The following is a 26,427-nucleotide window of genomic DNA, read 5'->3' as shown; positions in this document are numbered from 1 at the left end:
TCTCCCTATGATTTTATTTTATGCGTGAACGAAGCAAACCTGCCGTCCCCATGAGCGAATAGATGGTTCATGGGAAAGGCTGACGGCTGAAGACGGACGAAGCCTTGCACGGATGCATAAAATGTCCGCGTAGGACGCCGGCAGCCTTCCATGCGGAACACATCTGTGCAAATGGCCAGGCGTCGTGCAAGTCGCATCGTCCCCTCCGCTTCGGGCATGACATCTGCCGTTCTCGCCGGTCTCGATGTCGGTGGCTTAAGCCCCCGGTCCGCGGTCTGGCACTCCTGCACCAGATCCAATATCAAGCTAATCTTCACGCATATTGCATGCAAGGGTGCGGGCATTGATCGTATCTGTGATCTTTCCCGCCGCATCTGTCATCGTCGGTGATGCGGATTTTCCGATCGCGGGTCATGCCGGTCATTGCGAGCGGTGAGAGACGCGACGAGAGGATGCGTTCTGTCAGCAGGCCGCCTCCCCGGCAGAGATGCCGGGCTGAATCTGCGCTGGGGAGGCTGGCACGCGGACGCCGGGAATTGACTGTTCAATCCACCGCGAAGCGGCGATCATATTCGGCCTGGCGGCGTGCGATCTGCGCGCGACGCTGTTCAGGCGTTATCCTTGCAATACCGGGCGGCAAAGCACCCCCTAGTTCCGCGAACGCCACCTTGCGGCTTTCGATCGTCGGCGGCCCCGCATCCGGGTCAGGGAATCCCTGCCAGCGATGCAGGATCAACACATCATGCAGGCCGCATGGATCGAGCCAGTTATGCACGCCGGGGTCCGCTATGGACAGGACATAGGTGAAGCGGCCATCCGCGTCCGGCGCCATCTGCGCATTGGTCAGGCTGATCTGGTTGTCGCGATTGGGCAGGCTGCGCAGCCACAGGTCGTGCAACACGATATCGCGATAGGTCGCGCCCGCCGCGTTGGCGGTGATGATCACCGCCTCGTCCTCCCGCAGCGTGAAATGACCCAGACTGCCCTGCTGGGTAACCAGTCCACCCACCGATCCGGCCCCTTCCGGCGTGGTCATCATTTGCGGGCCGTTGAAGAAGAGGCGTTGGGCATAATAGGCGTAGAAGACGTCGGACAGGATGTTGCGAATGGCGGTGGCGGCCAGTTCATCGTCCGTCAGCGGCGTGCGCGACGGCGGATCCAGCCGGCGTACGCGCAGCGCGTCGGGCTGCTGTCGTCCCCAGTCGCCCATGGAATCGCGGATGAAGAGATAGAGCGTCCCTTGCGGTATCTGAAGATGGTTCCGCCGCCCCTCCGACGGCATGTCGTCCAGCGTCAGCGTATAGCGGCCATCGCCCCCTATTTCCATGTCGAGTTGTTCAAGCGAGGCCAGCGTTGCCGAGGTGGTGCTGTTACCGACCAATTGGAACGTCACGTAAGTCGACGGCTCGACCTGCCGCTGCCCCGTCACTTCATAGCGCCCACCTGCCGCGACAGGAATGATGCGATAGGCGTTGTTGGGATTGTCTCCCCCCCATTTGGCGCCGGGGACCTTGTGTCCGAACCATCGGGTGCCCTCGCTATATACCCGCAGGACACGCGGATGATTGGCATCCGTGTTGGCCGCGACGAGCGTGCATTTGAAGCAATAGTCGGACACATGATCATCGAACAGCGCCATCTGATCGGCGGGCATGAGTCTGTCGGCCACCCGCCGCCACATGATTTCGGCGCGGGCGCGCGCAGCCTTGACATCCGGCCGCTCGAACAGCCGCATTGCCAACCTTTCGAGATCGCGCTGATCGACATTCGCGACCGGATTGGTGGCCGACAGGAAATAATCGCCGGTTTCGAGTGGCATCGCATCCTTCTCCCATGCAGGCCGGGGCGTCATCTGCTCCAGACCTATCAATCTTAGAACGATCGTTCTGAATATCTATGATATTCGGCTATTTACAGGAGATATGATGCACTCAGTAAATTAGTTTCGTCAAGCTTGCCGACTTTGTGACTCCCAAAACAGGTCGGCTTCTATGCCACCGCCTTCTCCTCCGCATCGGCCGGATGCGCTTTCCCGCCCTCCTGTACCGAGGCGGGGATGCGCACCAGCGGATAGAATATCTCCTCCGCCCAATGCGGCTGCGCGCCCGGCACGCCGTAGCGCCAGGGGCGCCCCTCCGGAATGTGCAGCGTCCCGAACATCCAGTCGAGAAAGGCGAAAGTCACGGCATAGTTGCGATAGGAGGCTCCATCCTTGCCATAACCATGATGGCTATGATGCATGCCGGGGCTGATCAGCAGATGTTCGATCCCGCGAAAGGCGCGCCCCAGGCGCGGGTGGCGCCTGATGGCGTCGTCCCAGCGGAAATGACTGTGGGTGATGAGGTTCCAGCAGAAGATGGTGAGCACCACCAGCCCGGCCGCCATCCCCTGCCCCAGATAGACGGCGAAGCCGGTGATCCAGGCGGTCGGCACGACGAAGGACCAGAAGAGATTGATGCGCTGTGTCACCAGCACGTTCATGTACCGGCCCGCATGATGGGTCCGGTGTATCTTCCAGAGCCAGCGCAGCGCCGGACGGCGCTGCCCTTCATGCGCCCATCTATGCCCCCAGTAGAAGGCGAACTCCACCAGCAGGAACAGCCCGATATAGGAGGGCAATAGCGGAAGATGGGCCAGCGCGCCCTTCCCCTGCGGCAGCAGCAGCGCCGCCGCGCCCGCGATCAGCAATCCCGCCAATGCACGCGTGACCAATGGATTGAGCAGGGCACACAAGCCGATCACCAATATGTCGTCGCGGCGATAAATACCGCGATGTCGGCCCATCAGGATTTCCGTCAGCAGGATGACCGCCGTGACGGCGAGCACCGGACCATAATAGGACATTGTTCCTCTCCTCTTTCGGCCATTTTAGGCTGGCGCTGGAAAAGCATCCAATTCATTGATAGTGTGATTTCGATGAGTATGATGCATGGACATCCGTAAACTTCGCCATATCGTCACCTTGGGGCAGGAACGGCACTTTGGCTTGGCCGCGGACCGGCTTGGCCTGACGCAATCGGCTTTGACGCGCAGCATCCAGGCAACCGAGGCGGAACTGGGCCTGCGCCTGTTCGATCGCGGGCGCGACGGCGTATATCCCACGCGTGCCGGCGAAGCGCTGTTGGTCGACGCGGTGCCGCTGCTCCGGCAGATGGAGATGCTCGAACGCAATATGGCCCTGCTCTCCGATCGGGGAGCGGGGGAAGTGCGCTGCGGCTTCGGCCCGCTCGCCGCCGCGCTGGCGCTGGAAGTCATGCTGTCCCATGCGGCGCGGGATCATGCCGCGCTGCGGGTGCGGACGACATTGGGCCATGCAGGCGAATTGTTGACACGGCTGCGGGAGGGCGAGCTGGATTTCGCGGTGCTGGCGCATGTCTTGGTCGAAGACCAGCCCGACCTCAGCTTCCGGCGCCTCGGCCAGACCCGGCTCGGCGCGCTGGTGCGCCGCGATCATCCCCTCGCCGGCCGAACGGTGAGCGAAGAGGACATCACCGCCTTTCCCATCATCGGGGGAACTGGCGGCGGCCCCGTCTATCAACCCACCATCAGTTGCGACAATTTCGAGATTGCAGGATCGGTCACGCTCGCCAGCGACGCCATCTGGATCACGGCCGAAGCCCTGGCGGACGATCGATATGCGCTGGTGCACGGCCTGCCTGTCGCGCAACCGTTGGAACTGGTGGTCGCTTCGCTCGCCCGGCGCACCTTATCGATCCAGGCGCTGCTGCTCATCGACCTGATCGTCGCGGCCCTGCGACGGCGGCACGCTTAGGAAGGACACGCCCAATCGACCCGGCTTTGCAGGAAATCCGCCACGGCGCGGACGGCCTGACGCTTGGTCCGGTCCTGCGGAATGAAAAGCTGAACATCCACGCTCTCCCGGTTCCACTCCGCCAGCACTGGTTGCAAACGACCCGACGCCAGTTCGGGCGCGACCAGCATCTCCAGCGTCTGCGCGATGCCCACTCCGGCGACGGCGGCCGCCGCGATGGCATCACCATGATTGAAGGTAGCGACACTGGCGGGACGCAATGATCGCCGCTCCTTCCCCCGTACGAAGCGCCATTGGCCGACCGGCCGGTCGACCGTCGCATAAAGCACGCAGTCATGATCGTGCAGATCGTCAGGCGTAGCCGGCTCGCCCCGCCGGGCCAGATAATCGGGCGACGCGACCTGCACGAACCGGGTCCGGCCCAGATTGATGACGTCCCCCCTCCCTTCCGCCGGGACGCCCACGCGAATCAGCATGTCGAACCCCTCAGGCCGGAACATCATGCTCCGGTCCCCGACGCTGAGGTCCAGCATGATACGGGGATGCACAGCCCGCAGTTGCGGCAGCGCCGGCACGACGAAACGCAATCCAATGGCGCCCGGCGCGTCCAGTGCGACGCGGCCGGAAGGCCCCATGTCGCTCATGCGCATCCGGCCCTCGGCCTGCTCCACCGCTTCCAATATGGCCCGCGCTTCTTCCAGAAACACATGCCCCTGGGGCGTCAGGGCGAAGCGCCGGGTCGTCCGGTGGATCAACCGCGTCCCCAGCCGATCTTCCAACCTGGCCAGATGGGTCGAAACCATGGTGGGCGAAAGTGCCAGCCGCTCGGCGGCGCGGTTGAAGCTGCCCGAATCCACGATCGCCACGAAAACTTCAAAGCCCGTCAGCCGATCCATTACTATCTCATATCACCGTATAATGCATATCAAATTGTGATGATTATCCGGCCAAAGCGCAATGCTAGAAAGGCGCAAGTTCCAAAAACAAGCTGAGAGGATGCATGGCCTATCCGCGCCTGTTCGAGCCGTTCCGAATCGGCAATCTGACGCTCAAGAACCGTGTCGCCATGGCGCCGATGGAGACCCATCTGGGCGAACCCGACGGCGGCGTGAACGATGCGATCATCGCCTATTATCGCGAACGCGCGCGCGGCGGCGCGGGCCTGATCATCACGGAATTCACCTGCGTCGACGCGGAAACCGGCTTCAGTTCCAATGTCCCGCAACTGCGCCTGGACAATGACCGGTTCAAGGCCGGACATGCGCGGCTGGTCGCCGCCATCCACGCCGCCGGAGCGAAGGCGGTCATCCAGATTTCCCACGCCGGCCGACAGACCAAGGAAAGCGTGATCGGCCGCCAGCCGGTCTCCTCCAGCCCGATCCCGCTGAACAGCATCTACATGAACGCCATGCCCCGCCCGCTGGAGGATGCGGAGATACGCCATATCATCGCCCGCTACGCCAACACGGCGCGGCTCGCCATGCTGGCGGGCTATGACGGAGTGATGCTGCACGGCGCGCACGGCTATCTGATCCAGCAGTTCCTGTCCCCGCTGATGAACCATCGCACCGATGAATGGGGCGGCGATTTCGAACGGCGGCTGCGCTTCCCCACCGAAGTCATCAAGGCTGTCAAAGCCCAGATAGGGGACAAGCCGCTCCTGTACCGCATGTCCGTGGTCGACGGGGTCGAGGGCGGCATCACCATAGAGGATAGCGAGACGATCGCGCCTCGACTGTGTCAGGCGGGCGTGGACGCGATCGACATCAGTTGGGGCTTTCTGGAAAGCGCGCACCTCATCTTGGAGCCGATGTCCGTGGAGGAGGGCGATCGCCTCCCCTATGCCCGCCGCATCCGGGCAGCGACCGGCAAACCCGTCATCACCGCGGGCGTGATGCGCTGGCCCGACAAATGCGAACAGGCGGTGATCGACGGCGACACCGACATCGTGTCGCTGGGCCGGGCGCTGCTGGCCGACCCGATGTGGCCGATCAAGGCGCAGCGCGGCATGGCCGACGACATCCGCCCCTGCACCTCCTGCAACTGGTGCATCCGCGAACTGGCGCAGAGCCGGTCGGTCGCCTGCGCGGAAAACCCCCGATGCGGCAAGGAGACGGAAGCGGAACTGGACCGCTTCGCCGATGGCCGCAAGGCCGTCGTGGTCGGCGCGGGACCGGGGGGCATGGCTGCGGCGCTGCTGCTCGACCAGGTGGGCTTTGCCGTCACCCTCTATGAGAAGCGGGAGCGTCTGGGCGGCAATCTCATCACCTCGGCGGTGCCTCCGGGAAAAGACAAGCTGTTCTGGTATCATAAATTCCTGCTGGGCCGGATCGAGCGCAGCAAGGTGGCGGTCCGCACCGGCACACAGGCGACGCGCCACGCCATCGAAGCCGACCGGCCCGATGTCGTCATCCTCGCCAATGGATCGCGCCTGGCGCCGCTGGACCTTGCCGAATGGGGCAATCTGCCGACCGCGCCTGCCTATGAGGTGCTGATGGGAGAAACGGATGTTCCGCCCTCCACCCCCGAACGGCCCATCGTCATCTATGGCGGGGGCGAAACCGGAACGGAGACGGCAGAGTTTTTGGCCCAGAACGGACATCATGTGCTGCTCGTCACCCGGTCCGACGCCAAATTCCTCGCCCGCAATGCCGAGGTGCTCTATCGTATCGCGCTGTTGCAGCGGCTCCACGCCAATCCCGCCATCCGCATCCTCGATCACGCGAAGCTGCACGCCGTCGATGGCGAGCATGTTGCGCTTTCCCGCGATGGAACGCTGATGGAGCAACCGGCCGCGGCCCTGCTGCTGGCCCATGGCCTGGTTCCCGACAATGAATTGCCGGACGCGCTCGCCGGTCTCGACATCCCCATGATCCGCATCGGTGACGCCGCGCAGGTCGCGCGGATCGGCGAAGCGGTGCGCGACGCCTATCGCGCGGTGCAGGATCTGCGCCGCCTCATCCTGCAACCGGAGCCGATCGCATGCTGAACCAAGCCCCCATCATCGAACGCCGCCCGCTCGACGCGCCCTTCGGACTGGAAATCGTCGGCGCGGACCTGACCCGCGACATCGACGACGCCACGCGGAAGTCGATCCACGATGCCTGGATCGACGCCGGCATCCTGCTCTTTCGCGACCTGCGCAACGACGACCTGGCGCAGATGCGGCTCAGCACCATCTTCGGGGAAATGGAGCCCGCCGCCACCGCCGATCTCAACGACCCCGTCAATCAGTTCATGATGACGCTGGCCTATGATCCGCAGGACCCCTCGGGCCGTCCCAACCCCTTTTATCGCGTGGACGGCATCGACCGCGCAGGCTGGCTGGGCTGGCATTGGGATCAAAGCTTCATGCCCACCATCGTGCGCGGCGCCGTGCTGCGCATGACGGAACCGGCCCGCGCCATGGGGGAAACCGGCTTCATCGACGCGATCCAGGCCTATGACCGCCTATCGCCGGACATGAAGGCGCGGATCGAGGGGCTGGAGGTCGTCTATGAATTCAACCCCGATTTCTGCTCCGGCCAGTTCGGCTTCCCCAAGGATATTGAGCGCCTCGACTTTGGCGCGACGGTCAAGCCGGGGTCGCACTATAATTTCCCGCCGGTCGTCCATCCGCTGGTGATCACGCAACGGGAAACGGGCCGCAATGTGCTGAAACTCTCGCCCATGCATGCTCGCTACGTGCTGGATATGGACAAAGCGGAAAGCGACGCGCTGCTGACCGAACTGGCGGCGCATCTGGGCGATCCTGCCCATGCCTATTTCCACCAATGGCGGGAAAACGACATGGTCGTCTGGGACAATTGGCGGATCGTGCATTCCGCCAATGGCGTGCCGCTCGATTGCAAGCGCACCGCCCGCCGCACGACGATCGCGGGTGACTACAAAGTCGGCCGCTATCTCGACCCGGCTCTCGACCGGGACCGGCAGGTCAAGCGGCTGGTGGACTGAAAAGGCGCATGAACGCCCAGGTCCATCCCAGCATCTGCCGCCTGTGCACGGCCTATTGCCCGATACAGGTGACGGTCGAAAACGGCCGTGCGACCAAGGTCACCGGCAATCCGCGCGCGCCGCTCTATGGCGGCTATAGCTGCCCAAAGGGCCGCGCCCTGCCCGAACAGCATTATGGCGAACAACGGCTGCTCCACAGCCTGAAACGTGGACCGGACGGCTTCGGCACGATCCCGTCCGAACGCGCCATGGATGAGGTTGCCGACAGGCTGAAGGCGATCATCGCGGAACATGGGCCCCGCTCGGTCGCCTTATATGTCGGCATGGGGCTGGTTCCTTTCGTCGCCTCCACCGCCATCGCGGCAGGCTGGCTGAACGGCATCGGATCATCGATGTTCTTCACCGCAGGATCGATCGACAAGCCCGGCATCCTGATCGCGCTGGCCCATCATGGCATGTGGCAGGCGGGCCAGCCGCATTTCGACACGGCGGACGCCTGGCTGCTGGTCGGCATCAATCCGGTGATCAGCAAATCCCCCGGCTTTCCGGGGCAAAATCCCGGCCGCGTGCTCAAGGACATGGAAAAAGCGCGGGCGAAGCTGATCGTCATCGATCCCCGCGTCACGGAGACGGCGAAGCGCGCCCATATCCATATGCAGGCACGGCCGGGCGAGGATGCCGCCATCCTGGCCGGGATGATCCGCATCATCTTGTCCGAAGGGCTCGATGACAGCGACTTCGTTGCAGCGAATACGCAGGGCGTGGCGGCGCTGAGAGATGCGGTGGAACCTTTCACGACCGAATATGTCGCCCGACGGGCGGATATTGCGGAAGACGACCTGCTGGCGGCGGCGCGCATCTTCGCCGGCGCGGGCAATGCGGGAGTGAGTTGCGGCACCGGTCCCAGCTTCGCCACCCATTCGACGCTGACCGAATATCTGGCCCTCTGCCTCGCCAGCATTTGCGGCCATTGGGCGCGGGCGGGCGAACTGCTCGCCAAACCCAACGTGCTGCTGCCCGGCTATGAGGCGCGCGCCCAGCCTTGGCCGCCCTTCCAGGCATGGGGCTTCGAACCGCGCCTGCGCGTCCGGGGGCTGGGCGGCTGCGCCAGCGGCCTGTCAGCGGCCGCGCTGGCTGACGAGATATTGCTGCCCGGCGCTGGACAAGTGAAGGCGCTGATCGTGGCTGGGGGCAATCCGATGATGGCTTGGCCGGACCAGAAGCGCGCCTTTGCCGCACTGAAAACGCTCGATCTGCTCGTTACCATGGATACGGAGATGACCGCCACGGCCGAGCTTTCCGATTATGTTATCGCGCCCCGGCTGACGCTGGAAACGCCGATGACGACCTATATGCCCGAAAGCGTCAAATATTACGGCACGACCCGCGGCTTCCCCAGCCCCTATGCCGCCTACACGCCGGCACTGGTGGAACCGCCCACCGGCAGCGACGTGATGGAGGATTGGGAATTCTTCTGGGGACTGGCGCAGCGCATGGGATCGCGGATCGACGCCACCATCCGCTATGGCAACGGTCCGCAGGCGGAGGCTCCGTCAATGACCTTCACGCTCGATCCCGCCGGGCGGAAACCGACGACCGACGAATTGATCGAACTGTCATGCAAGGGCTCGCGCATTCCGCTGGATCGAGTGAAGCAATATCCCGACGGCCATGTCTTCGAAAGCGACCAACGCGTGCTGCCCCGCGCCGCGGGAAATGACGACCGCCTCGAACTCGCCGCCCCGCCGATGCTGGAGGAACTGGCGCAGCTATGGGCCGAGGATAATCGCGCCATCGAGGCGGATTACCCTTTCCGGCTGCTGCCCCGACGCACCAACACCATCCTCAACAGCTTCGGCCGGCGGATCGGCAGGCTGGCCGGGAACGGCGTGAACCCGGCCCATATGCATCCCGACGATCTTGCGAGCCTGGCCATTGCAGAGGGCGATTGCGTGACGATCCGTTCCCTGCACGGCGAAATCCAGGCCATCGTCGCGGCGGAGTCCGCTTTGCGACGGGGCACCATCTCCATGGCCCATGGCTTCGGCGCCAATCCCGGATCGGACGACCCGCTCCATCTGGGCGCGAACACTGGACGCCTGATTTCGGTGGAGGATGGCTATGACCCCGTGACCGGCCTGCCCCGCATGGGCAACATAGCGGTGCAGATCCTGCCGGCGAACGCCATCTCCTGATCCCGACTGCCCGCTATCATCGCCAAGCTCGCTGTGCGGCGAGGCATGGATGACATCAGGCGCGCGGGACCGCGTCGAAGATCGCCGCACCCGCCGCCGTCCGCCACATATATTCCAGATAATGGCCGATCTGCTCCCGTTGATCGACATACAGATAATGCATCAGGTCCCCGAAAACGCCACGCACGGGGACAGGCGAACCCGACCGTTCGACCGCGGCCACGGTGGCATGCCATTGCGCCTCGTCCGTGATGAGCATTCCGGCATGATGGAAGCTCAGGCTGCCACTGCTTCCCCCAATCCCCTGCCGGTAGACAGAATCCGCGCCGCCGGTCGGCTGGATGATCTCTATTTGCAGATCGCCCAGAAAGCAGAGCGCGAAATGAGCCGTCGCGACCCCCTGCCCCGTCTGGATCGCCATGTCGCGATTGACCTGAAAGGACGCGATGCCAAAGGTCGCCATCGCCTGCCGCATAGCCGCGTCGATATCATCGGTCACATAGGCCATCTGGAAAAGGGTGAAGGGCGGCATGTTCATGTCTCGATTTCAGGCCGCGCCCACAGACCGCGCGCGGACCGGCTCCGGCACCTTGTGCAGGCTACCGCCCTTCATGATGACGCGCAGCTTCGCCGCATCGGCCACGACCGAGCCATCCTGCATCGGATCGCCGTCGCACAGCAGCAGGTCGGCCGGAGCGCCTTCCACCAAAAGCCCTGCCCCCTTTCCCATGGCGAGGCCGCCATGCCATGTCGCCGCGCGCAACGCTTCCACCGGCGTCAGGCCGATATAGTTGACCAGATGCGCGACATCCTGGGCATTGAGCCCGTTGGGCATGAAGGGCAGGCCATAATCGCCGCCGATCAGCATGCGCACGCCGCGTTTGCGCAGCGCCTTGTGGGTGGCGATATTGGCATCCATCCCCTCGCGCACCTTCATTCCGGCCAGCATGTCGTCCGGCATGCCGCTATAGTGGACCAGCCCATGATAATAGCCGATGCTGGGCGTCACGAATATGCGGTCCTTCGCCGCTTCCAGCATGTCCAGCGCTTCCTCGTCGCAGAAGTCGGCATGGTGGATGATGGTAACGCCGCAGCGCACCGCCCGCTTCACGGATTCCGCCGACCGCGCATGAGCAGCGACAAGAAGCCCCAGCTCGTTCGCCGTGGCGCAGGCCATCGCCACCTCATCCTCCGCCATGGTCGTTACCCGGCCGCCCGGGCGCGGGAAGAAATCGTCGCCCGAGATGTTGAGCTTCACGACATCCACGCCCTCACGATAACAGAGGCGGATCGCCTTGCGGATTTCGTCCGGCCCATCGCACACCAGCGCGGCGGCGAGCCGTTGCTGATGCAATTGCCCGGTATCGTTGAGACCGCCCGTCGCGGTCAGGGTGGGCGTGGAGGCCATGAGGCGAGGCCCGGGAATCAACCCAGCATCGATCTCGTTCCTTATCACGATTTCGGACCGTATCCTGGGCGATCCGGCTCCTATGACGCCCGTGAAGCCGGCATCGATCAGCCGCTTCGCATTGTGCATCGTGATAAGGACCGTCTCCTCGGGAGGCGTGTCCTCTATATGATAGGCGTAGGTGACGATGGGAAAGCTGAGATGGCCGTGCGCCTCCACCATGCCGGGGATGATGGTACACCCGCCGGCATCGATTTTCAGCGCTTCCCCGGCCGCGTCCAGGCCACCGGGCGCGATCTGGCGGATGACGCCGTCCTCCACCAGAAGATCGGCATCGATCGCCGATTCAGCACGTCCGTCCCAAAGCTTGCCACCGTGGAAAAGCGTGCGTTCGCCCGTCGCCATATGCCGTTCCCTTCTCGCCTCGTGCCGTAACCGGTGCTTCGCGCGGTCTCACGGCGAAGCTTATACCAAGTCGCTGAGATGCTGACGCATCACGACTTGGAAACACTCAAGCGCCGCGCAGGCTTTACCAAGGTCCGATGAGTCAAGCTCGTCGGACCTTGATATTACCCCATCATCGGAAGGAATAGTTCAGACCGATGCCGATCTGGCGCGGCGGCGAATAGATGATCGCATCCGCGCTTGGATTGACGAAGGTCGATCCGATCACCTTCGCGTTGGTGAAGTTGCGGGTGAACAGCGACAGGGTAAGACCGGTATCCGCCGGCGTGAACGCCAGACGCGCATTGCCGATGAAATAGTCCTTCTGCGACACCCGGCTTTCCAGCGCCATGCGCACCTTGGTCGAATAATAACCGTTCACCGACAGGGCGAGCCGCCCGGCGTCGAAATCATGATGATAATCGACCAAGCCGTTCAGCGTGAATTTGGGCGCGCGGATCATCCGCTGGCCGCTGATGTCGGCCCGCCCGTCCAGCGTGCCGTCGAAATCGCGATCCGTGACCATCTCCACCAGGCTGGCATTGGGGAAGCTGTCATATCGGGCATGCAGCCAGGCGGCGCCCAAGGTCAGCGTCAGATCGTCGCTCGCGCGCAGGCTGGCGTCGGCGTCGACGCCGTAAATCTCGGCCGATCCGGCATTCTGCAAGGTGCTGACCCCGCCCACGGTGGTCGTCGCCTGCAGGTTCTTATAGTCATAATGGAAGCCCGCGACATTGAGCGCCATGGCGCCCGACTTGAATTTCGCGCCGACCTCATGCGATTTCAGCAGTTCGGGACGAACGGGTGTCGCTTGGCGGGCGATGGTGTTGAACAGGCCCGCCTTGAACCCCTGCGCGTAATTATAATAGAGGTTCAGGCTGTCCGTCAGGTCGAACATGATCGCGGCGCGCGGCGTGAACTTCTTCGATTTGACCTCGCCCAGAAAGGCTTCAGGCGTGACGTCGTTGAAGCCGTTGGCGAAGCCGTTATTCTTGTCCCTGGTATAGCGGCCGCCGCCGATGACCTTCAGCCGGTCGGTCACCTTCCAGGTCACCTCGAAGAAGGCCGACAGCGACTTGTTGACGCTGTGGTTGTAGATATTGTCGATATAGCCGAAGGCCGGGATGTTGATGAACGCGGGGTCGTCGCCCACCTTGCGGCGATAATAGTTCAGGCCCGCGATGAAGGAAACCGGACCGATGGGATGGGACGTGAAATAGACATCCTGCGAGAAGGACTTGGAGAAGCTGAATATATCGTACACGCCACCCGCGAAATTGCTGTAGTCGGCCTCCTGCATGATGGGCGTGCTATAGTCGATATAGCCGGTCATGCTGGTGAAGGTGCCCAATTCCGTTTCGAAGTCCGCCTTCAAGGAATAGGTCTTCATGTCGATATCGATATAGCTGTCGATATCCGACGAGGTCTGCCACGGCCGGTTGGCGATGACGACGCCGGGCAGCCCGGCGAGCGCGTTCGCGCCCCTGAAGTTGGTGTAGGCCAGGTCGATGGCGTTCTTCTCGCGATTATAGCTGAACGCGCCTTCCAGGCGGATCCGGTCGGTTGGCTGGAACAGCAGCTTGGCGCGCAGGAAGCGATTGTGGTTGTCCGGCGTGTTCCGGCCCGTCGCGATGTTACGCACATAGCTGCCCAGTTCCCGGCTGCTCAGCGTCAGGCTGGCGGCCAGCACATCGCCTATGATGGGGCCGGTCACGAATGCCTGGGCATTGAGTTCGCCTTCGCTGCCGCGGCCATAATGCGCCCAGGACAATCCCAGGTCCATCTGGGGCGTGAAGGAGGGCGACTTGCTGTTGATGAGGATGACGCCGCCGGTCGCGTTGCGGCCGTACAGGGAACCCTGAGGCCCCTTCAGTACCTGGACATTCTCGACATCCGGCAAGGAGAAGAAGGCGCCGGTGATGTTGGGCTGATAGATGCCGTCCACATAGGTGGCGACGTTGTTTTCCGCGTTGGACGACCCCAGGGTGGACGAAACGCCGCGCAGCGCGGGCTGCGCATTGATGCCGTTCGCCTCGACGCGCAGGCCGGGCGTGACCAGCGTCAGATCGCGGGCGTTGCTGATGTTGGCGCTTTGCAACTGTTCCGCGCTCTGCGCCGTGACGGAGACGGGAACATCCTGCAACCGTTCCGAGCGGCGCTGTGCGGTGACGATGATGTCGTCGGAGGGCTGCGTCATCTGCGCCGCAGCGCCGGTCTGCGCGATCGCCGCGCCGGCACAGCCGACGGCGGCGGCAGTGCCGAGCAATTGCAGGGCAAGGCTGAATCTGGTCATGAGCTCCCCTCTCATCTGGATTGTCGGCGCGACGGCCAAAACGACCCTCAGGTCATGGCCCTCGCTATTGCCGCGGAGAGAGGATTTTGCATGTAGAAATCAGCAATGATCGCCATGCATCACGGGTATGATCTATCCGCGCCGCATAAGGACGCCGGGCCGTGTCAGGACCAGCCGCGCAGGAACCGTTCGGCAATCTCCCGCGAACGCCCCGGGCGATGGACAAAGGCAATATCATCCACCATCACGCGAAAGCCTTGCGTGATAAGCCCCTGCAGGTCGAAGGCGGCGTCCTGCGGATCGCCCGGACGCAATATACCCTTTGCCATCAACCGCTCGAAATAATCGCTGATCGGCCGGAAACCCTCATAGGCATTGGCCAGCAGCTTCGCGCCCAGATGGGGGAAGTCGCGCCCTTCGGCCACGGCGATCTGGAGCAAAGTTCGTCCCAGCGGATGGCAGACAGCCACATCGGTATAGGTCGCGACGAACCGCTCGATCGTACCCAGCGGGTCCTCCAGGTCGAGTTCCACCGCCCACAGGCCGGAACGCACCGCCTCCATGCTGCGATGGATGAGCGCGGTGAACAGCCCCTCCTTGCTGCCGAAACGGCGGTAAATGGTGGTCTTGCTGACACCCGAACGCTCGACCATCCGGTCGAGGCTGGTGCCCCCGAACCCGGTCAGCGCGAACTCCTCCAGCGCGATGTCAAGCAGGCGGTCGATGCGCCGGTCCACCTCGGCACGCGGCAGCCGCCCCCCCTGCCAGCGTTTGCCTGCCTGTGGTCCTGCTGTCACGGTTTCGCTGCTCATTCCGTGCGGATAACCCGATGCGGCGTCCAAACCAAGGGGGCGTGGGTTCCGGGCACCATTTCCGCCGGACGCACCACCGGCACGGCACTCGCCTCTGTGCCCTCGATGATGCTGAAGCGGCACACTGAAAAGCTGCCGCCTCCCTGGTCCCGGCAGGATAAGCATCGCTTATCTGAAATGTCGGATGATGAGCGCGAAGGGCGCTTGGCACGCGGTTCGCCATGAGTCACCTTCCGGCGGGTGACAGGATGCAATGGCCGCCCAATGCCGGCGTTGCGATCGAACTGCTCAATCAGACGCACCGGCCCAAGGCCAAGTGGAGAGGACGCGCTATGCCCGATTATGATCTCATCATCCGGGGAGGAAAGATATTGGACGGCAGCGGCGGAGAGCCGTTCGTTGCCGATGTCGCCATCAAGGACGGCGTGATCGCCGCGGTCGGCGACGTGCAGGGCAGCGCGAAGGAAGAGATCGACGCGGCGGATCGCATCGTGACGCCGGGCTTCGTCGACGTGCATACCCATTATGACGGGCAGATCACCTGGGAAAACAGGCTGGCCCCCTCCTCCGACCATGGCGTGACGACGGTGGTCATGGGCAATTGCGGCGTCGGCTTCGCGCCCTCCCGCCCTGAGCACCGCAAGCTGATGATCAAGCTGATGGAAGGCGTCGAGGATATTCCCGAGGTCGTGATGGCCGAAGGCGTGCCGTTCAACTGGGAAAGCTTCCCCGAATATCTGGATGCTCTGGAACAGCGCGAAAGCGACATCGATTTCGCCGCGCAGCTGCCGCACAGTCCGCTGCGCGTCTATGTGATGGGCGAACGCGGCGCCAATCTGGAACCGCCGACGCAAGAAGATCTGGCGGAAATGCGCCGCCTCACCGCAGAGGCGATCCAGGCAGGCGCGTTGGGCGTCACCACCTCGCGCAGCTATGCGCACCAGTTCCGCGATGGCCGCCCCGCCCCCTCGGTCAAGAGCGAGGACCAGGAAGTGCTGGCGCTCGCCGAGGGTCTGCGCGATGCCGGCAAGGGCGTGTTCCAGATGGTGCCCAGCTATGACGTGACAGCGGGCGAGCGCATGGACCTGCTGGACGACATCGCGCGGACGTCGGGCCGTCCGGTTTCCTTCACCTTCATGCAGACACCCAAGGGCGAGGGCGACTGGCAGGAGATGGTCGCACGCCTGGAAGCCTCCAAGAATCAGGGCCTGGAAGTGCGCGGCCAGATCATACCACGTCCCACCGGCGCGCTGCTGGGCCTCGAACTGTCGATGCACCCCTTCTCCTTCAATCCCAGCTTCCGGCAGATCGAGCATTTGCCGCTGGAAGAGAAGGTGGAGCGGATGCGCGATCCCGCGTTCCGCAAGCAGCTGATCGCCGAAGAACCGACCGATCCGCAGGCCTTCTTCGTCTATGTCATCTCCGACCTCGACGCCATGTTCGTGCTCGGCAATCCGCCGAACTACAATCCGCGCAGCGACGAGAGCATCGGCGCCCGCGCCCGCGCCATGGGCGTCGATCCCAAGGAACTGATCTACGACGCGCTGCTCCAACGCGACGGTCGGGAAGTGCTCTATCGCCCGCTGGGCAATTCGGAAGGCGAGAAGTTCGAAAGCTCCGGCCGCAATCTGGTGAAGAATGACCGCACCTTCCCCGCACTGGGGGATGGCGGCGCCCATTACAGCATGATCTGCGACGCGGCCTACACCACCTATTTCCTGACCTATTGGGTGCGCGACGCCAAGGGCGACAAGAAGATCGACCTGCCCTATGCCGTGCGCAAGCTGACCTATGAACCGGCCCATGCGGTCGGCCTGGACGACCGCGGCCTGATCAAGCCGGGGTACAAGGCGGACCTCAACGTCATCGACATGGAAAGGCTGCATCTCTACGCCCCGCATGTCGTTTACAATCTGCCCACGGGCGGGCGCCGCCTGCAACAGCGCGCGGACGGCTATGACGCGACGGTCGTGAGCGGCGTGGTCACCTATCGCAACGGCCGCTCCACCGGTGCCCTGCCCGGCCGCCTTGTACGCGGCGGCCAGGAAGCGCCGAAGATCGCGCCCGAAAAGAGCCTCGAACCGGCCTGACGGATGGAGGCGGGCGAAGCGGATCGACCGTCTCGTCCGCCCCCATGCACCGATCATGCACCGATAGCGCAGAGGGGATTGCCATGACCGAACTCACGCCCGACCTCATCGCCTTCGTCCAGGAGATGAAGGACCGTACCGCCATCCAGGACTGCCTGCTGCGCTATACGCGCGGTGTCGACCGGCACGACCGCGAACTGATGCTTTCCGCCTATTGGCCCGACGCTTTCGACGATCATGGCGTGGCCGAAGGCTATGCCGCCGATTTCGTCGACTGGGCGATCGGCTGGCACGGGGAGTTCCAGACCAAGCATCATCACGCGATCAGCAACCACACAGTCGAGATCGACGGCGATACCGCGCATGGCGAAACCTATTACACCTTCTGGGGCGAGAATAAGGACGCGCCGCCACAGCTCAGCTTCGGCCGCTATGTCGACCGGTTCGAAAAGCGCGACGGCGAATGGCGTATCGCCGATCGGGTCTGCGTCAATGAAATGACGGCGACGCTGACGGCGGCGGAAATTCCGGAGGAATGGAAGGCCCGTATCTTCAGCACCGGACCCAACCGGCGCGACAAGGGCGACATATCCTATGCGAGGCCGCTGGTCAGAAAAGCGCAGGGCTGATTTGCCGATCCTCGGCAAAACATATAACCAACCGACCTTCACATCTGACTAGAGGATATTGCATGACCGCACGGACCGTCGTCGTCACCGGGGCTTTCGGAATCTTGGGCAGCGCCGTCGCCGCCGGCTTCGCCGCTGCGGGTGACCGAGTGGCGCGCATCGATTACGCGCCCGCCCCGGCCGAAACGCCCGCTGGCTGCCAGGACTTCGGCGGCGTCGACCTCACCGATTTCGCGGCGACGCAGAAACTGGTCGCCGACATTGTGAGCGCGCTCGGCTCGATCGATGTGCTGGTCAATGTCGCGGGCGGCTTTGTCTGGGAAACGCTGGCCGATGGCGGCAGCGCGACGTGGAACCGCATGTTCGCGATGAACGCCACCACCTGCGTCAACATGACGAAGGCGGCCCTGCCGGAACTGGAAAAGGCGGCGCAGGGGCGCATCGTCAATATCGGCGCGGGCGGCGCCGTGGTCGCGGCTGCGGGCATGGGGGGGTACGCCGCGTCGAAAATGGCGGTGCACAAGCTGACCGAGAGCCTCGCCGCCGAACTGGCGGGCAAGGACATCACCGTGAACGCGGTCCTGCCCAGCATCATCGACACGCCGACCAATCGCGCCGACATGCCCGATGCGGATTTCAGCCAGTGGGTTCAGCCCGCCGCGATCGCCGATGTGATCCGGTTCCTGGCCTCTCCAGCGGCGCGGGCGATCAGCGGAGCGCTGATCCCGGTGTCGAAGGGCGGTTGAAGCTTCCCACACACACTGAAGAAAGCGACAAGCGGGCTTGATGGCCCGCTTGTCCATCAGACGATTTCGAACAGCGCCGCCGCGCCCATGCCGCCGCCGATGCACATGGTGACGACGGCATTCTTCGCGCCCAGCCGCTTTCCGGCCAGCAGCGCATGGCCCGTCATGCGCGATCCCGTCATGCCGAAGGGGTGGCCGATGGAAATGGCGCCGCCGTCCACATTGACCCGTTCAGGATCGATCCCCAGCCGGTCGATGCAATAGAGCGCCTGGCTGGCATAGGCCTCGTTCAATTCCCACAGGTCGACGTCCGACACGGAAAGCCCCAGTCGTTCCAGCAGCCGGGGAACAGCAAAGACCGGTCCGATGCCCATTTCGTCGGGTTCGCATCCGGCCACCTGCATCCCCTTGTAGAGGCCCAGGATCGGCAGGCCGCGCCGCGCCGCTTCATCCGCGTCCATGATGACGCAGGCGCTCGACCCGTCCGACAACTGGCTGCAATTGCCCGCCGTCACGGACCCGCCCTCGAACAGCGGCTTCAACCGGGCCAACCCCTCCATGCCGGTGCCGGGCCGGTTGCATTCGTCCTTCGTCAGCGTGACCTCTTCCTGACCGGTGACGGCCAGCGCCTTGTCCACGACATTCCTGACCGTGGTGATCGGCACGATCTCATCGTCGAACCAGCCCTTTTCCTGCGCGGTCGCAGTGCGCGACTGGCTCGTCACCGAAAACCGGTCCTGCGCCTCCCGGCTGATGCCATAGCGGCGCGCGACATTGTCGCCCGTCAGGTTCATCGCCATGTAGATTTCGGGCTTATGTTCCAGCAGCCATTCGTCCTTGGTGCGGAAGCTGTTGCGATGCGGGTCCACAAGGCTGACGGTTTCCACGCCGCCTGCCACATGGATGCCCCCTTCACCGCTGCGGATGCGCTGGGCCGCGATGGCGATGGTCTGAAGGCCGGAGGAACATTTGCGGTCGAGCGTCATGCCGCAGACGCTGATCGGCAGGCCCGCGCGCAGCGCCGCCTGGCGCGCGATGTTGGACCCGACCGCCCCTTCGCACCGCGCCGACCCCAGCAGAACATCCTCGATCTCCGCCGGATCGATGCCGGCGCGCTCGACGGCTGCGCGGATCGAGTGCGCCGCCAGCGTCGCGCCATGGATGTTGTTGAGCGCGCCCCGATGCGCCTTGCCGATCGGCGTGCGCGCGGTGGCGACGATGGCCGCGTCCTTCATGCCCAGAAATCTCCTATCAGAAGCTGCCTTGCAAATAGGGGCTGGCGGCGGCCCTTGCCATAAAGCGGCCTGCCTCATCACGTCTTTGATGAAGCCGCCCGCCATTCTTGACCCCGGCCCCGTCGATCCACAAAGCGGAGAGGAATCCGAAGCAGGGAGCTTCCAATGACCATTACCGTCGAAAAGCAAGGTCCGGTCGCGATCGTGACGCTTGATCGCCCGCAAACCAAGAACGCGATCACGCAGGACATGCGCGGCCAGCTCTACGGCGCGTTCGAGGATATTGCGATGGACCATGATGTCCGCGCCGTGGTCCTGACCGGAGCGGGCGGCGACTTCTGCTCGGGCATGGACGTGACCGGCATGGGCAAGGGCGGCGTCACCGGGTCGATGGATCGGATGTACACGCTCAATCGCATCGCCAAGGCCATTTATTCGCTCAAGAAGCCCACGATCGCGGCGGTGCCGGGCATATGCGTGGGCGTCGGCTTCTCCTACGCGCTGGCCTGCGACATCGTGCTGGCTGGCGAACAGGCCCGCTTCGCCGCGATATTCCGCAACATCGCGTTGGCGCCCGATGGCGGTCTTGTCTGGCACCTGCGCCAATTGCTGGGCGTGCAGAAGGCCAAGGAACTGGTCTATTCGGGCCGGATCGTCCGTGCCGACGAAGCCGTGGCGATGGGCATCGCCTATGAGAAGGTCGCCCAGGAGTCGCTGATGGACCGGGCGATGGAACTGGCGGAGAGCTTCGCATCCGGCCCCACCATCGCCATGGGCATGGCCAAGCGCCAGTTCGAACTGAGCTGGAACAACGGGTTCGAGCAATATCTGGAGCTGGAGGCCGCGATCCAGCCCCTGATGAGCCGCACCGAAGACCATGAGGAAGGGCTGACCGCCTTCCGCGAAAAGCGCAAGCCGCTGTTCAAGGGCGAGTGACCCAGATGCTCCAGCCCGAAGCGGAATGGCGCGCGCACCTGGCCGAGGGGCGTTTCATGATCCAGCGCAGCCGGTCGACCGGCGGCCATGTCTTCTACCCCCGCGTCATGGAGCCGGGCACGGGCGCGGAGGATCTGGAATGGGTGAGCGCATCCGGCGCGGCCACGGTGCATGCCGTCACCATCGTGCGCAAGAAGGACCCGGCCGACAGCTATAATGTGGTTCTGGTCGATCTGGCCGAAGGACCGCGCCTCATGAGCCGCGTCGACGGCGTTCCGGTCGACGACATCCATATCGGCATGGCGGTCAAGGCCAGCATCGTTCAAGAGGGGGACAAGCCTTTGCTCGTCTTCGTGCCCGCATGAGCATGACGAACGGTTTCCCGCGCGGCCGGACCGTGATCGCGGGCGCTTCCACCTATGGCATCGGCCAATGCCCCGGCCTGTCCGCCGTGGACATGGCGGCGAAGGCCGCGCTGCTGGAGCTGGCCGATGCCGGCATTGCCCTGTCGGAAGTGGATGCGCTCTACACCTCCGCGCCCTATGAGGCGCTGGGCGGCATGGAACTGGCCGAATATCTGGGCATCACGCCCAGGGTGACGGACTGCAACCGCACGGGCGGCTCTGCCTTCGAAGTCTATGTGCAGCAGGCGGCGCTGGCGCTGGAGGCCGGGCTGATCGACTGCGCGCTGATCGCCTATGGCTCCAACCCGGCGAGCAACCCGCCGCCCGGCGTCGGCATGACGCGCCAGAGCCCGTGGGAAGCGCCGTACAAGCCGCTCGCTCCCCTCTCCTCCTATGCGCTGGCGGCGAGCCGGCACATGCATCTCTACGGCACCACCCGCGAGCAACTGGCCGAAGTGGCGGTCGCCGCGCGGCAATGGGCGCAGCTCAACCCCGAAGCAGCAGTGCGCGATCCGCTGAGCATCGAGGATGTGCTGAAGGCGCGGATGGTGTCCGATCCGCTGACCGTGCGCGATTGCTGCCTGTTCAACGACGGCGCGGCCGCCGTGGTGATGGTGCGCGCCGACCGGGCGAAGGATTGCGCCAGGGCGCCGGTCCATGTGCTGGGCACGGCCCATGCCGTCACCCATCGCGAAATCAGCTCCATGCCCGACCTCACCGTGACGGGCGCGGCGATTTCCGGTCCGCAGGCCTTCGCGCAGGCCGGGTTCAAGCCCGCCGACATGGATGTGGCGATGCTCTATGATGCGTTCACCATCACGCCCATCCTGTTCCTGGAGGATCTGGGCTTCTGCCCCAAGGGCGAAGGCGGCCGTTTCGTCTCGGGCGGCCATGTCGCGCCGGGCGGCGGGCTGGCACTCAACACCAATGGCGGCGGCCTGTCCTGCGTGCATCCGGGCATGTATGGCCTGTTCCTGCTGGTGGAGGCCACGCGTCAGCTTCGCGGCGAATGCGGCGAACGACAGGTCAAGGATGCCCGCCTTGCGGTCGCGCATGGTAATGGCGGCGTGTTGTCGAGCGAAGCGACGGTCGTGCTGGGAACGGCCGAAACGCTATAAATGCAGGAGAATGAGAGTGCGCCCAGCCCCTCAGGCGGGCGCGCTCAACACGAGCCGCACCAGTTTCTCGACATCGGTGAGCAGCGTCTCCATCTCCAGCGCGGGCTGCTCCTCGCCAAAGCCATGCTTGTCGAACAGCGCCACCGCATTCCACATCATCGCCCCCGCCAGCGCTATGCGCGCGCGGCCCAGTTGCGGCGGTAGCCAGGCCAGCGCAGCGTGCAGCCGTTCCAGCAGGGCCGCGATGCTGGGCGCGCCGGGCCGGGGGATGCGCGCATCGAACGGATCGCTGAGCAAACCCGCCGCGCTCATATGCATCATGAACCGGATATGGGCGTGCGGCGTCTGTTCATCGTCGAGGAGGAAATAGGGCCGCATCATGCAGCGCCAGGCGGTGAAGGCGTCCGCATCCTCCAGCGAGGGTCCGCTTTCCCGGATCATCCGCGCGCGCTCCGCCTCCGTATCGCGAAGCCGCATGTCGATGACGGCGCGCAGCAACTCCTCCACGCTGCCGAAATGATAGCTGACGGCGGCAGTGTTCTTCTGCCCGGCGGCAATCGCGACGGCACGCAGCGTCGCCACGCCGATCCCCGATTGCGCCACCAATGTCTCTGCCGCGAGGCAAAGCTGCCGGCGGGTGGTTTCGCTGCGGGAAGTGGAGGCCATGACGATGCTTGTAGCTGGCCCGCAAAGGATGGCCAGACCTCAAATTAAAGCATTTGCTTTATTTCTGTCGGAGCCTATGATGCCTCCCAAGAAATTGAGAGGATTCCCCCATGATCGTCAGCGCCATGCCCGGCCCCTTCGGAGCCATCGTCGAAGATATCGACCTTTCCCTCCCGCAGAGTGACGACAGCTTGCGCGCATTGATCGCCGCCCTTCACGAACATCAAATATTGGCGATACGCGGCCAACGGCTGACCGATGCGGACTATGTCGCCTTTGGCCATCAATGGGGCGACCCGCTGATGTTCCACCTGCCGTCGCACAGGAAGGATGATTTTCCGGAGATGATCCGGATCACCAATGCCGCCGCCACGCCCGATCGCTATCGCGACGGCGCCAAATTCTGGCATCAGGACAGCAGCTATGAAGCGGTGCCCGCCAGCGTGACCATGCTATACGGCGCGGAAACCCCCGATGAAGGGGGTGAAACGCTGATCGCCAGCACCGCCCTGGCCTATGACGCGCTGGATGACGGCATGAAGGCCAGGATCGACGGCCTCACCGGACTGCATTGCCTGGGCGGATCGCCAGCCCTGCCGGGCGAGAAAATCCCCTTCATTCCAGAAAATACGGCGCGGCACGGCATTGTTTCGCATCCGCTGGTGATGCGTCATCCGGTCACAGGCCGAAAGGCGCTCTATCTGTCCGGATCGGCCTTCGGTGCGGAAGGACTGGACGTCGATGAGGGACGCGCGCTGATCAACCAATTGCGCGCCCATTGCACCCAGCCCGAATTCGTCACGCGCTACAAGGTCGAGACCGGCGACATCTTCCTGTGGGACAATTTCCAGGTTCTGCACAGCGCCACGCCGATCGACTATTCCGACGAACCCGGCAAGCGCCGCCTGCTCTACCGGATCAGCACCAAGGGCACGCCCGCGCTGTGCGGCCGGGCCGATCTGGCGGCCTGACGGATCAGCCGCGATCGAGGTGCCAGTCGATCCGCTCGGTCAGGAAGGCGAGCGCAGCCTGCACATGCGGCAGGGCGAGCCGATCCGGCGCGCCCATCAGCACGACGGGCAGCCGGGGCCAGTTCGCTTCGGGCAGCAGAGGGATCAGGCGGCCGGCATCGATATGGTCGCGGGCCAGCATCTCCAGCGTCTGGCCGACACCCAGCCCCGCCAGCGTCGCGGACAATATCGCTGCGCCGTCGTTGAAGGTGAAGGCGGTGGGCGGCCGCACGCGGACGGCGCGATCGCCTTGCCGCAGTTGCAGCGGATTGCCGCCCGGCGTCTCCACGCTGGCATAGAGGATGGCGCGATGCTGGGCCAGATCGTCCGCTTCCGCCGGTTGGCCATGCTGGGCGATATAATCGGGGGATGCCAGGCAGATCAGCCGGGTCGTGCCAAGCGTCACGGTCTTCCATCCCGTCGGTGGTGCCTCGCCCGCCCGGATGACCAGATCGAAGCCGTCGACGCGGAAGAACGTTCCGCGATCGCCCAGGGTCAGGTCAAGAATGAGCCGCGGGTGGCGTTGCTGGAATTCCGCCAAAGCGGGCATGATGAACGCCTGTCCCATGGAGGCCGGTGCGTCCAGCCGCACGCGCCCCGCTATGCCCGCCCCCGGCCGCACCGCCATGTCGGCGGTGGCCACGGCGTCCAGCGCAGCCTGCGCATAGGTCAGATAATGACCCCCTTCGGCGGTCAGGTCGACGCGGCGCGTCGAGCGGTTGAACAGCCGCACGCCCAGATGCTCCTCCAGCCGCCTGACATGCAGGGTCACCATGGGCGTCGAGATATTGAGGCGCAGCGCGGCACGCGTGAAGGAGCCCGCCTCGGCCACCGCCACAAAGGCTTCCATCGCCGTCAGCCGGTCCATCTGCTGCTCCTGCTGCGTGCGATGACGGGTCTGGGCCGGCCCGGGGCGCGGCAATGCAAGGGAGCGGCCATCGGGATTGCGTTTGACAAGACTTCGAGGTTCCGGGTGGGTCGAGCCGTGCATCCTACATCGGAATGCCCCGCGGCACAGTCACCCTGCCCTTCTCATCGGCCTCTTGATGCCTTCCGCGATCTTCTTGCCGCTTTGCATGCAACCCTGCGACAACAGGGCGGAGAGAGGAGCCTTGGATGAGCGGTTTTCTGGACGAACGCGCCAATCTGGCGGGGAAGGTGGCGGCCGTTATCGGTGGGGGCGGCGGCATCGGTGCGGGCATATCGCTGGCGCTGGCAGGCGCCGGGGTCGAGCTGGCGATCTGCGACATCGATGCGGCGGCGCTGACCGAGACGGAGAGCGCGATCAAATCCAGGGGCGGCAAGGTCGCGGCCATGACCGCCGACGCCACGGATGAAGCCGCGCTCGACGCCTTTTACGACATGGTCGAACGCACCTGCCCGCGCCTTGACATAGTGGTGAACGTGGCAGGCGGAACGAAGCGGCAATTGCTGTCCGAGGCCAGCCGGGCCGACATCGCGCGCGATATTCACCGCAACTATGGCTATGTCGTCCAATCGGTGCAGCGCGCCGTGCCGCTGATCAAGCGATCGGGCCAGGGTGGCAGCATCATCAATTTCACCACCATAGAGGCGCATCGCGGCGCCGCCAGCTTCTCCGTCTATGCAGGCGCCAAGGCGGCGACGACCAACTTTACCCGCTCGATGGCCGTGGAACTGGGCAAGGACAGGATTCGCGTCAGTTGCATCGCGCCCGACACGACATTGAGCCGGGGCAATGTGGCGGCCATGCCGCCCTCCTTTGCGGAGGGCTTTGCGAAACTGCCTGCCCATGCCCAGGGCAAGGGCCTTGAAATGTACATTCCCAGGGGCGAGCAACCGCCGGTCGACGCGCTGGCCGATGCCGTGCTGTTCCTGGGTTCGGACCTGTCCACCTTCGTGTCGGGGATGACGCTGCATGTCGACGGCGGCACCATGGCGGCGGCGGGCATGCTGGACTGGCCCTTTGGCGACGGCTTCGTACCCACACCGCTCGCCGGCACCCTGGCGCGCCTCTATCGCGACGGAGACGATGCATGATCCTCTATGCCATCACCCTTTCGCCCTTCGCCGCCCGCGTGCGGCTGGCGCTGCGTATCAAGGGGCTGGACTATGCCATGCAGCCACCGCCGGGGGGCAGCACGCGGTCGCCCGAATATCTGGCGATCAATCCGATCGGGAAATTGCCTGTGCTGGTGACGGACGATGGGCTGGCGATCGCCGAGTCCGAAACCATCATCGACTATCTGGACGAGCGGTTCCCCACTCCATCCCTGCTGCCATCCGACACGGCCGAACGGGCGGGGATGCGCAACATCATCCGCAGTCTCGAACTCTATGCGACGCCTGCCATGTCCCGCCTGTTCAAGCAGATGGATCCCGCGGCACGCGACGAAGCGACCGTCACAGCCGAGATCGCCAATTGGCGCAACGGGCTGGCACTCACCGACCGGTTCACGGCAGACGCCCCTTTCGCCGCAGGCTGCGCAATCAGCAAGGCGGACTGCATACTGCTGCCCAGCCTGTTGCTATGCGAGGTGGTCGCCCAAATCTTCGGCCTCGACGATCCTCTCGCGGACTGCCCCAATCTGGCGGGCTATCGGGAGAAAGCGCGGCAGCATCCGGACATGGGCGCGATCTGGACGGAGACGGCGGACGCGCTCGCGGCCATGAGGGCGGGAAAATGATCGTTCGGCGGATCGATGCGGGGCCGTTCCAGCCCGCGTCGATCCGCCG

23 protein-coding genes are annotated in these 26,427 nt (G+C 64.3%); 13 read left to right on the top strand and 10 right to left on the bottom strand.

Translation table 11 applies throughout. The annotated features are described in order from the left end of the window. Window positions 1–544: 544 nt before the first annotated feature. Window positions 545–1,819 (bottom strand): hypothetical protein, encoded by a 1,275-nt coding sequence (locus YP76_RS12490; RefSeq protein ID WP_046763910.1) that lies wholly within the window; start codon window positions 1,817–1,819, stop codon window positions 545–547. 170 nt (window positions 1,820–1,989) lie between these two features. Continuing rightward, window positions 1,990–2,844, bottom strand: a complete 855-nt coding sequence (locus YP76_RS12485; protein ID WP_046763909.1) for a sterol desaturase family protein — start codon at window positions 2,842–2,844, stop codon at window positions 1,990–1,992. A gap of 85 nt (window positions 2,845–2,929) precedes the next feature. Here YP76_RS12485 and YP76_RS26645 point away from each other — a divergent pair, with 85 nt between their 5' ends. Then, entirely contained in the window at window positions 2,930–3,772 is an 843-nt protein-coding gene (locus YP76_RS26645) for a LysR family transcriptional regulator (RefSeq protein WP_052757401.1), read from the top strand. On the opposite strand, the gene YP76_RS12475 is transcribed toward YP76_RS26645, so the two are convergent. Next, window positions 3,769–4,668 carry a LysR family transcriptional regulator gene (locus YP76_RS12475; RefSeq protein WP_046763908.1) on the bottom strand — a complete coding sequence of 300 codons (900 nt, stop codon included), beginning with the start codon at window positions 4,666–4,668 and terminating at the stop codon, window positions 3,769–3,771. The genes YP76_RS26645 and YP76_RS12475 overlap by 4 nt on opposite strands. A gap of 104 nt (window positions 4,669–4,772) precedes the next feature. Between YP76_RS12475 and YP76_RS12470 the strand changes: the two genes are divergently transcribed. From YP76_RS12470 to YP76_RS12460, 3 genes are read left to right on the top strand one after another with little or no spacing between them, the layout of a single operon-like run. After that, entirely contained in the window at window positions 4,773–6,761 is a 1,989-nt protein-coding gene (locus YP76_RS12470) for an NADH:flavin oxidoreductase (protein WP_046763907.1), read from the top strand. Next, window positions 6,755–7,726, top strand: a complete 972-nt coding sequence (locus YP76_RS12465) for a TauD/TfdA dioxygenase family protein (protein ID WP_046763906.1) — start codon at window positions 6,755–6,757, stop codon at window positions 7,724–7,726. The genes YP76_RS12470 and YP76_RS12465 overlap by 7 nt, the downstream gene beginning before the upstream one ends. Window positions 7,727–7,734: 8 nt before the next feature. Further along, on the top strand, window positions 7,735–9,921 hold the full coding sequence (locus YP76_RS12460) for a molybdopterin-containing oxidoreductase family protein (protein ID WP_046763905.1): 2,187 nt from the start codon (window positions 7,735–7,737) through the stop codon (window positions 9,919–9,921). A 55-nt stretch (window positions 9,922–9,976) separates the two neighbouring features. Here YP76_RS12460 and YP76_RS12455 read toward each other — a convergent pair whose 3' ends face one another. The 4 genes from YP76_RS12455 to YP76_RS26640 all read right to left on the bottom strand — a co-directional run bounded on the left by YP76_RS12455 (window position 9,977) and on the right by YP76_RS26640 (window position 14,878). Further along, on the bottom strand, window positions 9,977–10,459 hold the full coding sequence (locus tag YP76_RS12455; RefSeq protein WP_232307531.1) for a VOC family protein: 483 nt from the start codon (window positions 10,457–10,459) through the stop codon (window positions 9,977–9,979). 9 nt (window positions 10,460–10,468) lie between these two features. After that, window positions 10,469–11,734 carry a metal-dependent hydrolase family protein gene (locus YP76_RS12450; RefSeq protein WP_046763904.1) on the bottom strand — a complete coding sequence of 422 codons (1,266 nt, stop codon included), beginning with the start codon at window positions 11,732–11,734 and terminating at the stop codon, window positions 10,469–10,471. A gap of 172 nt (window positions 11,735–11,906) precedes the next feature. Beyond that, window positions 11,907–14,066 (bottom strand): TonB-dependent receptor, encoded by a 2,160-nt coding sequence (locus YP76_RS12445; RefSeq protein ID WP_046763903.1) that lies wholly within the window; start codon window positions 14,064–14,066, stop codon window positions 11,907–11,909. A gap of 164 nt (window positions 14,067–14,230) precedes the next feature. Beyond that, the gene (locus YP76_RS26640) at window positions 14,231–14,878 is read right to left on the bottom strand and encodes a TetR/AcrR family transcriptional regulator (RefSeq protein ID WP_157801289.1); all 648 of its coding nucleotides are present in this window, start codon (window positions 14,876–14,878) and stop codon (window positions 14,231–14,233) included. Between the two features lie 332 nt (window positions 14,879–15,210). On the opposite strand from YP76_RS26640, the gene YP76_RS12435 reads away from it, so the two are divergent. From YP76_RS12435 to YP76_RS12425, 3 genes are all read left to right on the top strand, one after another. Then, window positions 15,211–16,968 (top strand): N-acyl-D-amino-acid deacylase family protein, encoded by a 1,758-nt coding sequence (locus YP76_RS12435; RefSeq protein ID WP_046764113.1) that lies wholly within the window; start codon window positions 15,211–15,213, stop codon window positions 16,966–16,968. A gap of 83 nt (window positions 16,969–17,051) precedes the next feature. Then, window positions 17,052–17,597: a nuclear transport factor 2 family protein gene (locus YP76_RS12430; protein WP_046763902.1), complete on the top strand. Its 546-nt coding sequence runs from the start codon at window positions 17,052–17,054 to the stop codon at window positions 17,595–17,597. A 62-nt stretch (window positions 17,598–17,659) separates the two neighbouring features. Continuing rightward, the gene (locus YP76_RS12425; RefSeq protein ID WP_046763901.1) at window positions 17,660–18,343 is read left to right on the top strand and encodes an SDR family NAD(P)-dependent oxidoreductase; all 684 of its coding nucleotides are present in this window, start codon (window positions 17,660–17,662) and stop codon (window positions 18,341–18,343) included. Between the two features lie 56 nt (window positions 18,344–18,399). Here YP76_RS12425 and YP76_RS12420 read toward each other — a convergent pair whose 3' ends face one another. Further along, on the bottom strand, window positions 18,400–19,578 hold the full coding sequence (locus YP76_RS12420) for an acetyl-CoA C-acyltransferase (RefSeq protein ID WP_046763900.1): 1,179 nt from the start codon (window positions 19,576–19,578) through the stop codon (window positions 18,400–18,402). A gap of 165 nt (window positions 19,579–19,743) precedes the next feature. On the opposite strand from YP76_RS12420, the gene YP76_RS12415 reads away from it, so the two are divergent. From YP76_RS12415 to YP76_RS12405, 3 genes are read left to right on the top strand one after another with little or no spacing between them, the layout of a single operon-like run. Next, window positions 19,744–20,514: an enoyl-CoA hydratase/isomerase family protein gene (locus tag YP76_RS12415; protein WP_046763899.1), complete on the top strand. Its 771-nt coding sequence runs from the start codon at window positions 19,744–19,746 to the stop codon at window positions 20,512–20,514. 5 nt (window positions 20,515–20,519) lie between these two features. Further along, the gene (locus YP76_RS12410) at window positions 20,520–20,879 is read left to right on the top strand and encodes a Zn-ribbon domain-containing OB-fold protein (protein WP_046763898.1); all 360 of its coding nucleotides are present in this window, start codon (window positions 20,520–20,522) and stop codon (window positions 20,877–20,879) included. 2 nt (window positions 20,880–20,881) lie between these two features. Next, window positions 20,882–22,036: a thiolase gene (locus tag YP76_RS12405; RefSeq protein WP_232307530.1), complete on the top strand. Its 1,155-nt coding sequence runs from the start codon at window positions 20,882–20,884 to the stop codon at window positions 22,034–22,036. A 30-nt stretch (window positions 22,037–22,066) separates the two neighbouring features. Here YP76_RS12405 and YP76_RS12400 read toward each other — a convergent pair whose 3' ends face one another. After that, window positions 22,067–22,702: a TetR/AcrR family transcriptional regulator gene (locus tag YP76_RS12400; protein ID WP_046763896.1), complete on the bottom strand. Its 636-nt coding sequence runs from the start codon at window positions 22,700–22,702 to the stop codon at window positions 22,067–22,069. A gap of 110 nt (window positions 22,703–22,812) precedes the next feature. Between YP76_RS12400 and YP76_RS12395 the strand changes: the two genes are divergently transcribed. After that, complete coding sequence (locus tag YP76_RS12395) at window positions 22,813–23,673, top strand: TauD/TfdA dioxygenase family protein (RefSeq protein ID WP_046763895.1); 861 nt, start codon at window positions 22,813–22,815, stop codon at window positions 23,671–23,673. A gap of 4 nt (window positions 23,674–23,677) precedes the next feature. On the opposite strand, the gene YP76_RS12390 is transcribed toward YP76_RS12395, so the two are convergent. Beyond that, on the bottom strand, window positions 23,678–24,580 hold the full coding sequence (locus tag YP76_RS12390) for a LysR family transcriptional regulator (protein WP_046763894.1): 903 nt from the start codon (window positions 24,578–24,580) through the stop codon (window positions 23,678–23,680). A 248-nt stretch (window positions 24,581–24,828) separates the two neighbouring features. Here YP76_RS12390 and YP76_RS12385 point away from each other — a divergent pair, with 248 nt between their 5' ends. Both YP76_RS12385 and YP76_RS26635 read left to right on the top strand, forming a co-directional pair. Further along, window positions 24,829–25,731, top strand: coding sequence for an SDR family NAD(P)-dependent oxidoreductase (locus YP76_RS12385; protein WP_046763893.1), 903 nt, complete (start codon window positions 24,829–24,831; stop codon window positions 25,729–25,731). After that, the gene (locus YP76_RS26635; RefSeq protein WP_052757399.1) at window positions 25,728–26,378 is read left to right on the top strand and encodes a glutathione S-transferase family protein; all 651 of its coding nucleotides are present in this window, start codon (window positions 25,728–25,730) and stop codon (window positions 26,376–26,378) included. Before YP76_RS12385 ends, YP76_RS26635 begins: the two co-directional genes overlap by 4 nt. Window positions 26,379–26,427 lie beyond the last annotated feature (49 nt).

Origin of the sequence: Sphingobium chungbukense (assembly GCF_001005725.1) — a bacterium.
Classification (GTDB): Bacteria; Pseudomonadota; Alphaproteobacteria; order Sphingomonadales; family Sphingomonadaceae; genus Sphingobium; species Sphingobium chungbukense.
Note: the sequence above shows the minus strand (reverse complement) of the source record. Positions and strands in the feature narration are given on the sequence as shown.

What these genes read in the sequence shown, in the direction of transcription:
- YP76_RS12490 (WP_046763910.1), bottom strand. Translation starts at nt 1,819, where the DNA reads ATGCCACTCGAAACCGGCGATTATTTCCTGTCGGCCACCAATCCGGTC.
- YP76_RS12485 (WP_046763909.1), bottom strand. Translation starts at nt 2,844, where the DNA reads ATGTCCTATTATGGTCCGGTGCTCGCCGTCACGGCGGTCATCCTGCTG.
- YP76_RS26645 (WP_052757401.1), top strand. Translation starts at nt 2,930, where the DNA reads ATGGACATCCGTAAACTTCGCCATATCGTCACCTTGGGGCAGGAACGG.
- YP76_RS12475 (WP_046763908.1), bottom strand. Translation starts at nt 4,668, where the DNA reads ATGGATCGGCTGACGGGCTTTGAAGTTTTCGTGGCGATCGTGGATTCG.
- YP76_RS12470 (WP_046763907.1), top strand. Translation starts at nt 4,773, where the DNA reads ATGGCCTATCCGCGCCTGTTCGAGCCGTTCCGAATCGGCAATCTGACG.
- YP76_RS12465 (WP_046763906.1), top strand. Translation starts at nt 6,755, where the DNA reads ATGCTGAACCAAGCCCCCATCATCGAACGCCGCCCGCTCGACGCGCCC.
- YP76_RS12460 (WP_046763905.1), top strand. Translation starts at nt 7,735, where the DNA reads ATGAACGCCCAGGTCCATCCCAGCATCTGCCGCCTGTGCACGGCCTAT.
- YP76_RS12455 (WP_232307531.1), bottom strand. Translation starts at nt 10,459, where the DNA reads ATGAACATGCCGCCCTTCACCCTTTTCCAGATGGCCTATGTGACCGAT.
- YP76_RS12450 (WP_046763904.1), bottom strand. Translation starts at nt 11,734, where the DNA reads ATGGCGACGGGCGAACGCACGCTTTTCCACGGTGGCAAGCTTTGGGAC.
- YP76_RS12445 (WP_046763903.1), bottom strand. Translation starts at nt 14,066, where the DNA reads ATGACCAGATTCAGCCTTGCCCTGCAATTGCTCGGCACTGCCGCCGCC.
- YP76_RS26640 (WP_157801289.1), bottom strand. Translation starts at nt 14,878, where the DNA reads ATGAGCAGCGAAACCGTGACAGCAGGACCACAGGCAGGCAAACGCTGG.
- YP76_RS12435 (WP_046764113.1), top strand. Translation starts at nt 15,211, where the DNA reads ATGCCCGATTATGATCTCATCATCCGGGGAGGAAAGATATTGGACGGC.
- YP76_RS12430 (WP_046763902.1), top strand. Translation starts at nt 17,052, where the DNA reads ATGACCGAACTCACGCCCGACCTCATCGCCTTCGTCCAGGAGATGAAG.
- YP76_RS12425 (WP_046763901.1), top strand. Translation starts at nt 17,660, where the DNA reads ATGACCGCACGGACCGTCGTCGTCACCGGGGCTTTCGGAATCTTGGGC.
- YP76_RS12420 (WP_046763900.1), bottom strand. Translation starts at nt 19,578, where the DNA reads ATGAAGGACGCGGCCATCGTCGCCACCGCGCGCACGCCGATCGGCAAG.
- YP76_RS12415 (WP_046763899.1), top strand. Translation starts at nt 19,744, where the DNA reads ATGACCATTACCGTCGAAAAGCAAGGTCCGGTCGCGATCGTGACGCTT.
- YP76_RS12410 (WP_046763898.1), top strand. Translation starts at nt 20,520, where the DNA reads ATGCTCCAGCCCGAAGCGGAATGGCGCGCGCACCTGGCCGAGGGGCGT.
- YP76_RS12405 (WP_232307530.1), top strand. Translation starts at nt 20,882, where the DNA reads ATGACGAACGGTTTCCCGCGCGGCCGGACCGTGATCGCGGGCGCTTCC.
- YP76_RS12400 (WP_046763896.1), bottom strand. Translation starts at nt 22,702, where the DNA reads ATGGCCTCCACTTCCCGCAGCGAAACCACCCGCCGGCAGCTTTGCCTC.
- YP76_RS12395 (WP_046763895.1), top strand. Translation starts at nt 22,813, where the DNA reads ATGATCGTCAGCGCCATGCCCGGCCCCTTCGGAGCCATCGTCGAAGAT.
- YP76_RS12390 (WP_046763894.1), bottom strand. Translation starts at nt 24,580, where the DNA reads ATGGACCGGCTGACGGCGATGGAAGCCTTTGTGGCGGTGGCCGAGGCG.
- YP76_RS12385 (WP_046763893.1), top strand. Translation starts at nt 24,829, where the DNA reads ATGAGCGGTTTTCTGGACGAACGCGCCAATCTGGCGGGGAAGGTGGCG.
- YP76_RS26635 (WP_052757399.1), top strand. Translation starts at nt 25,728, where the DNA reads ATGATCCTCTATGCCATCACCCTTTCGCCCTTCGCCGCCCGCGTGCGG.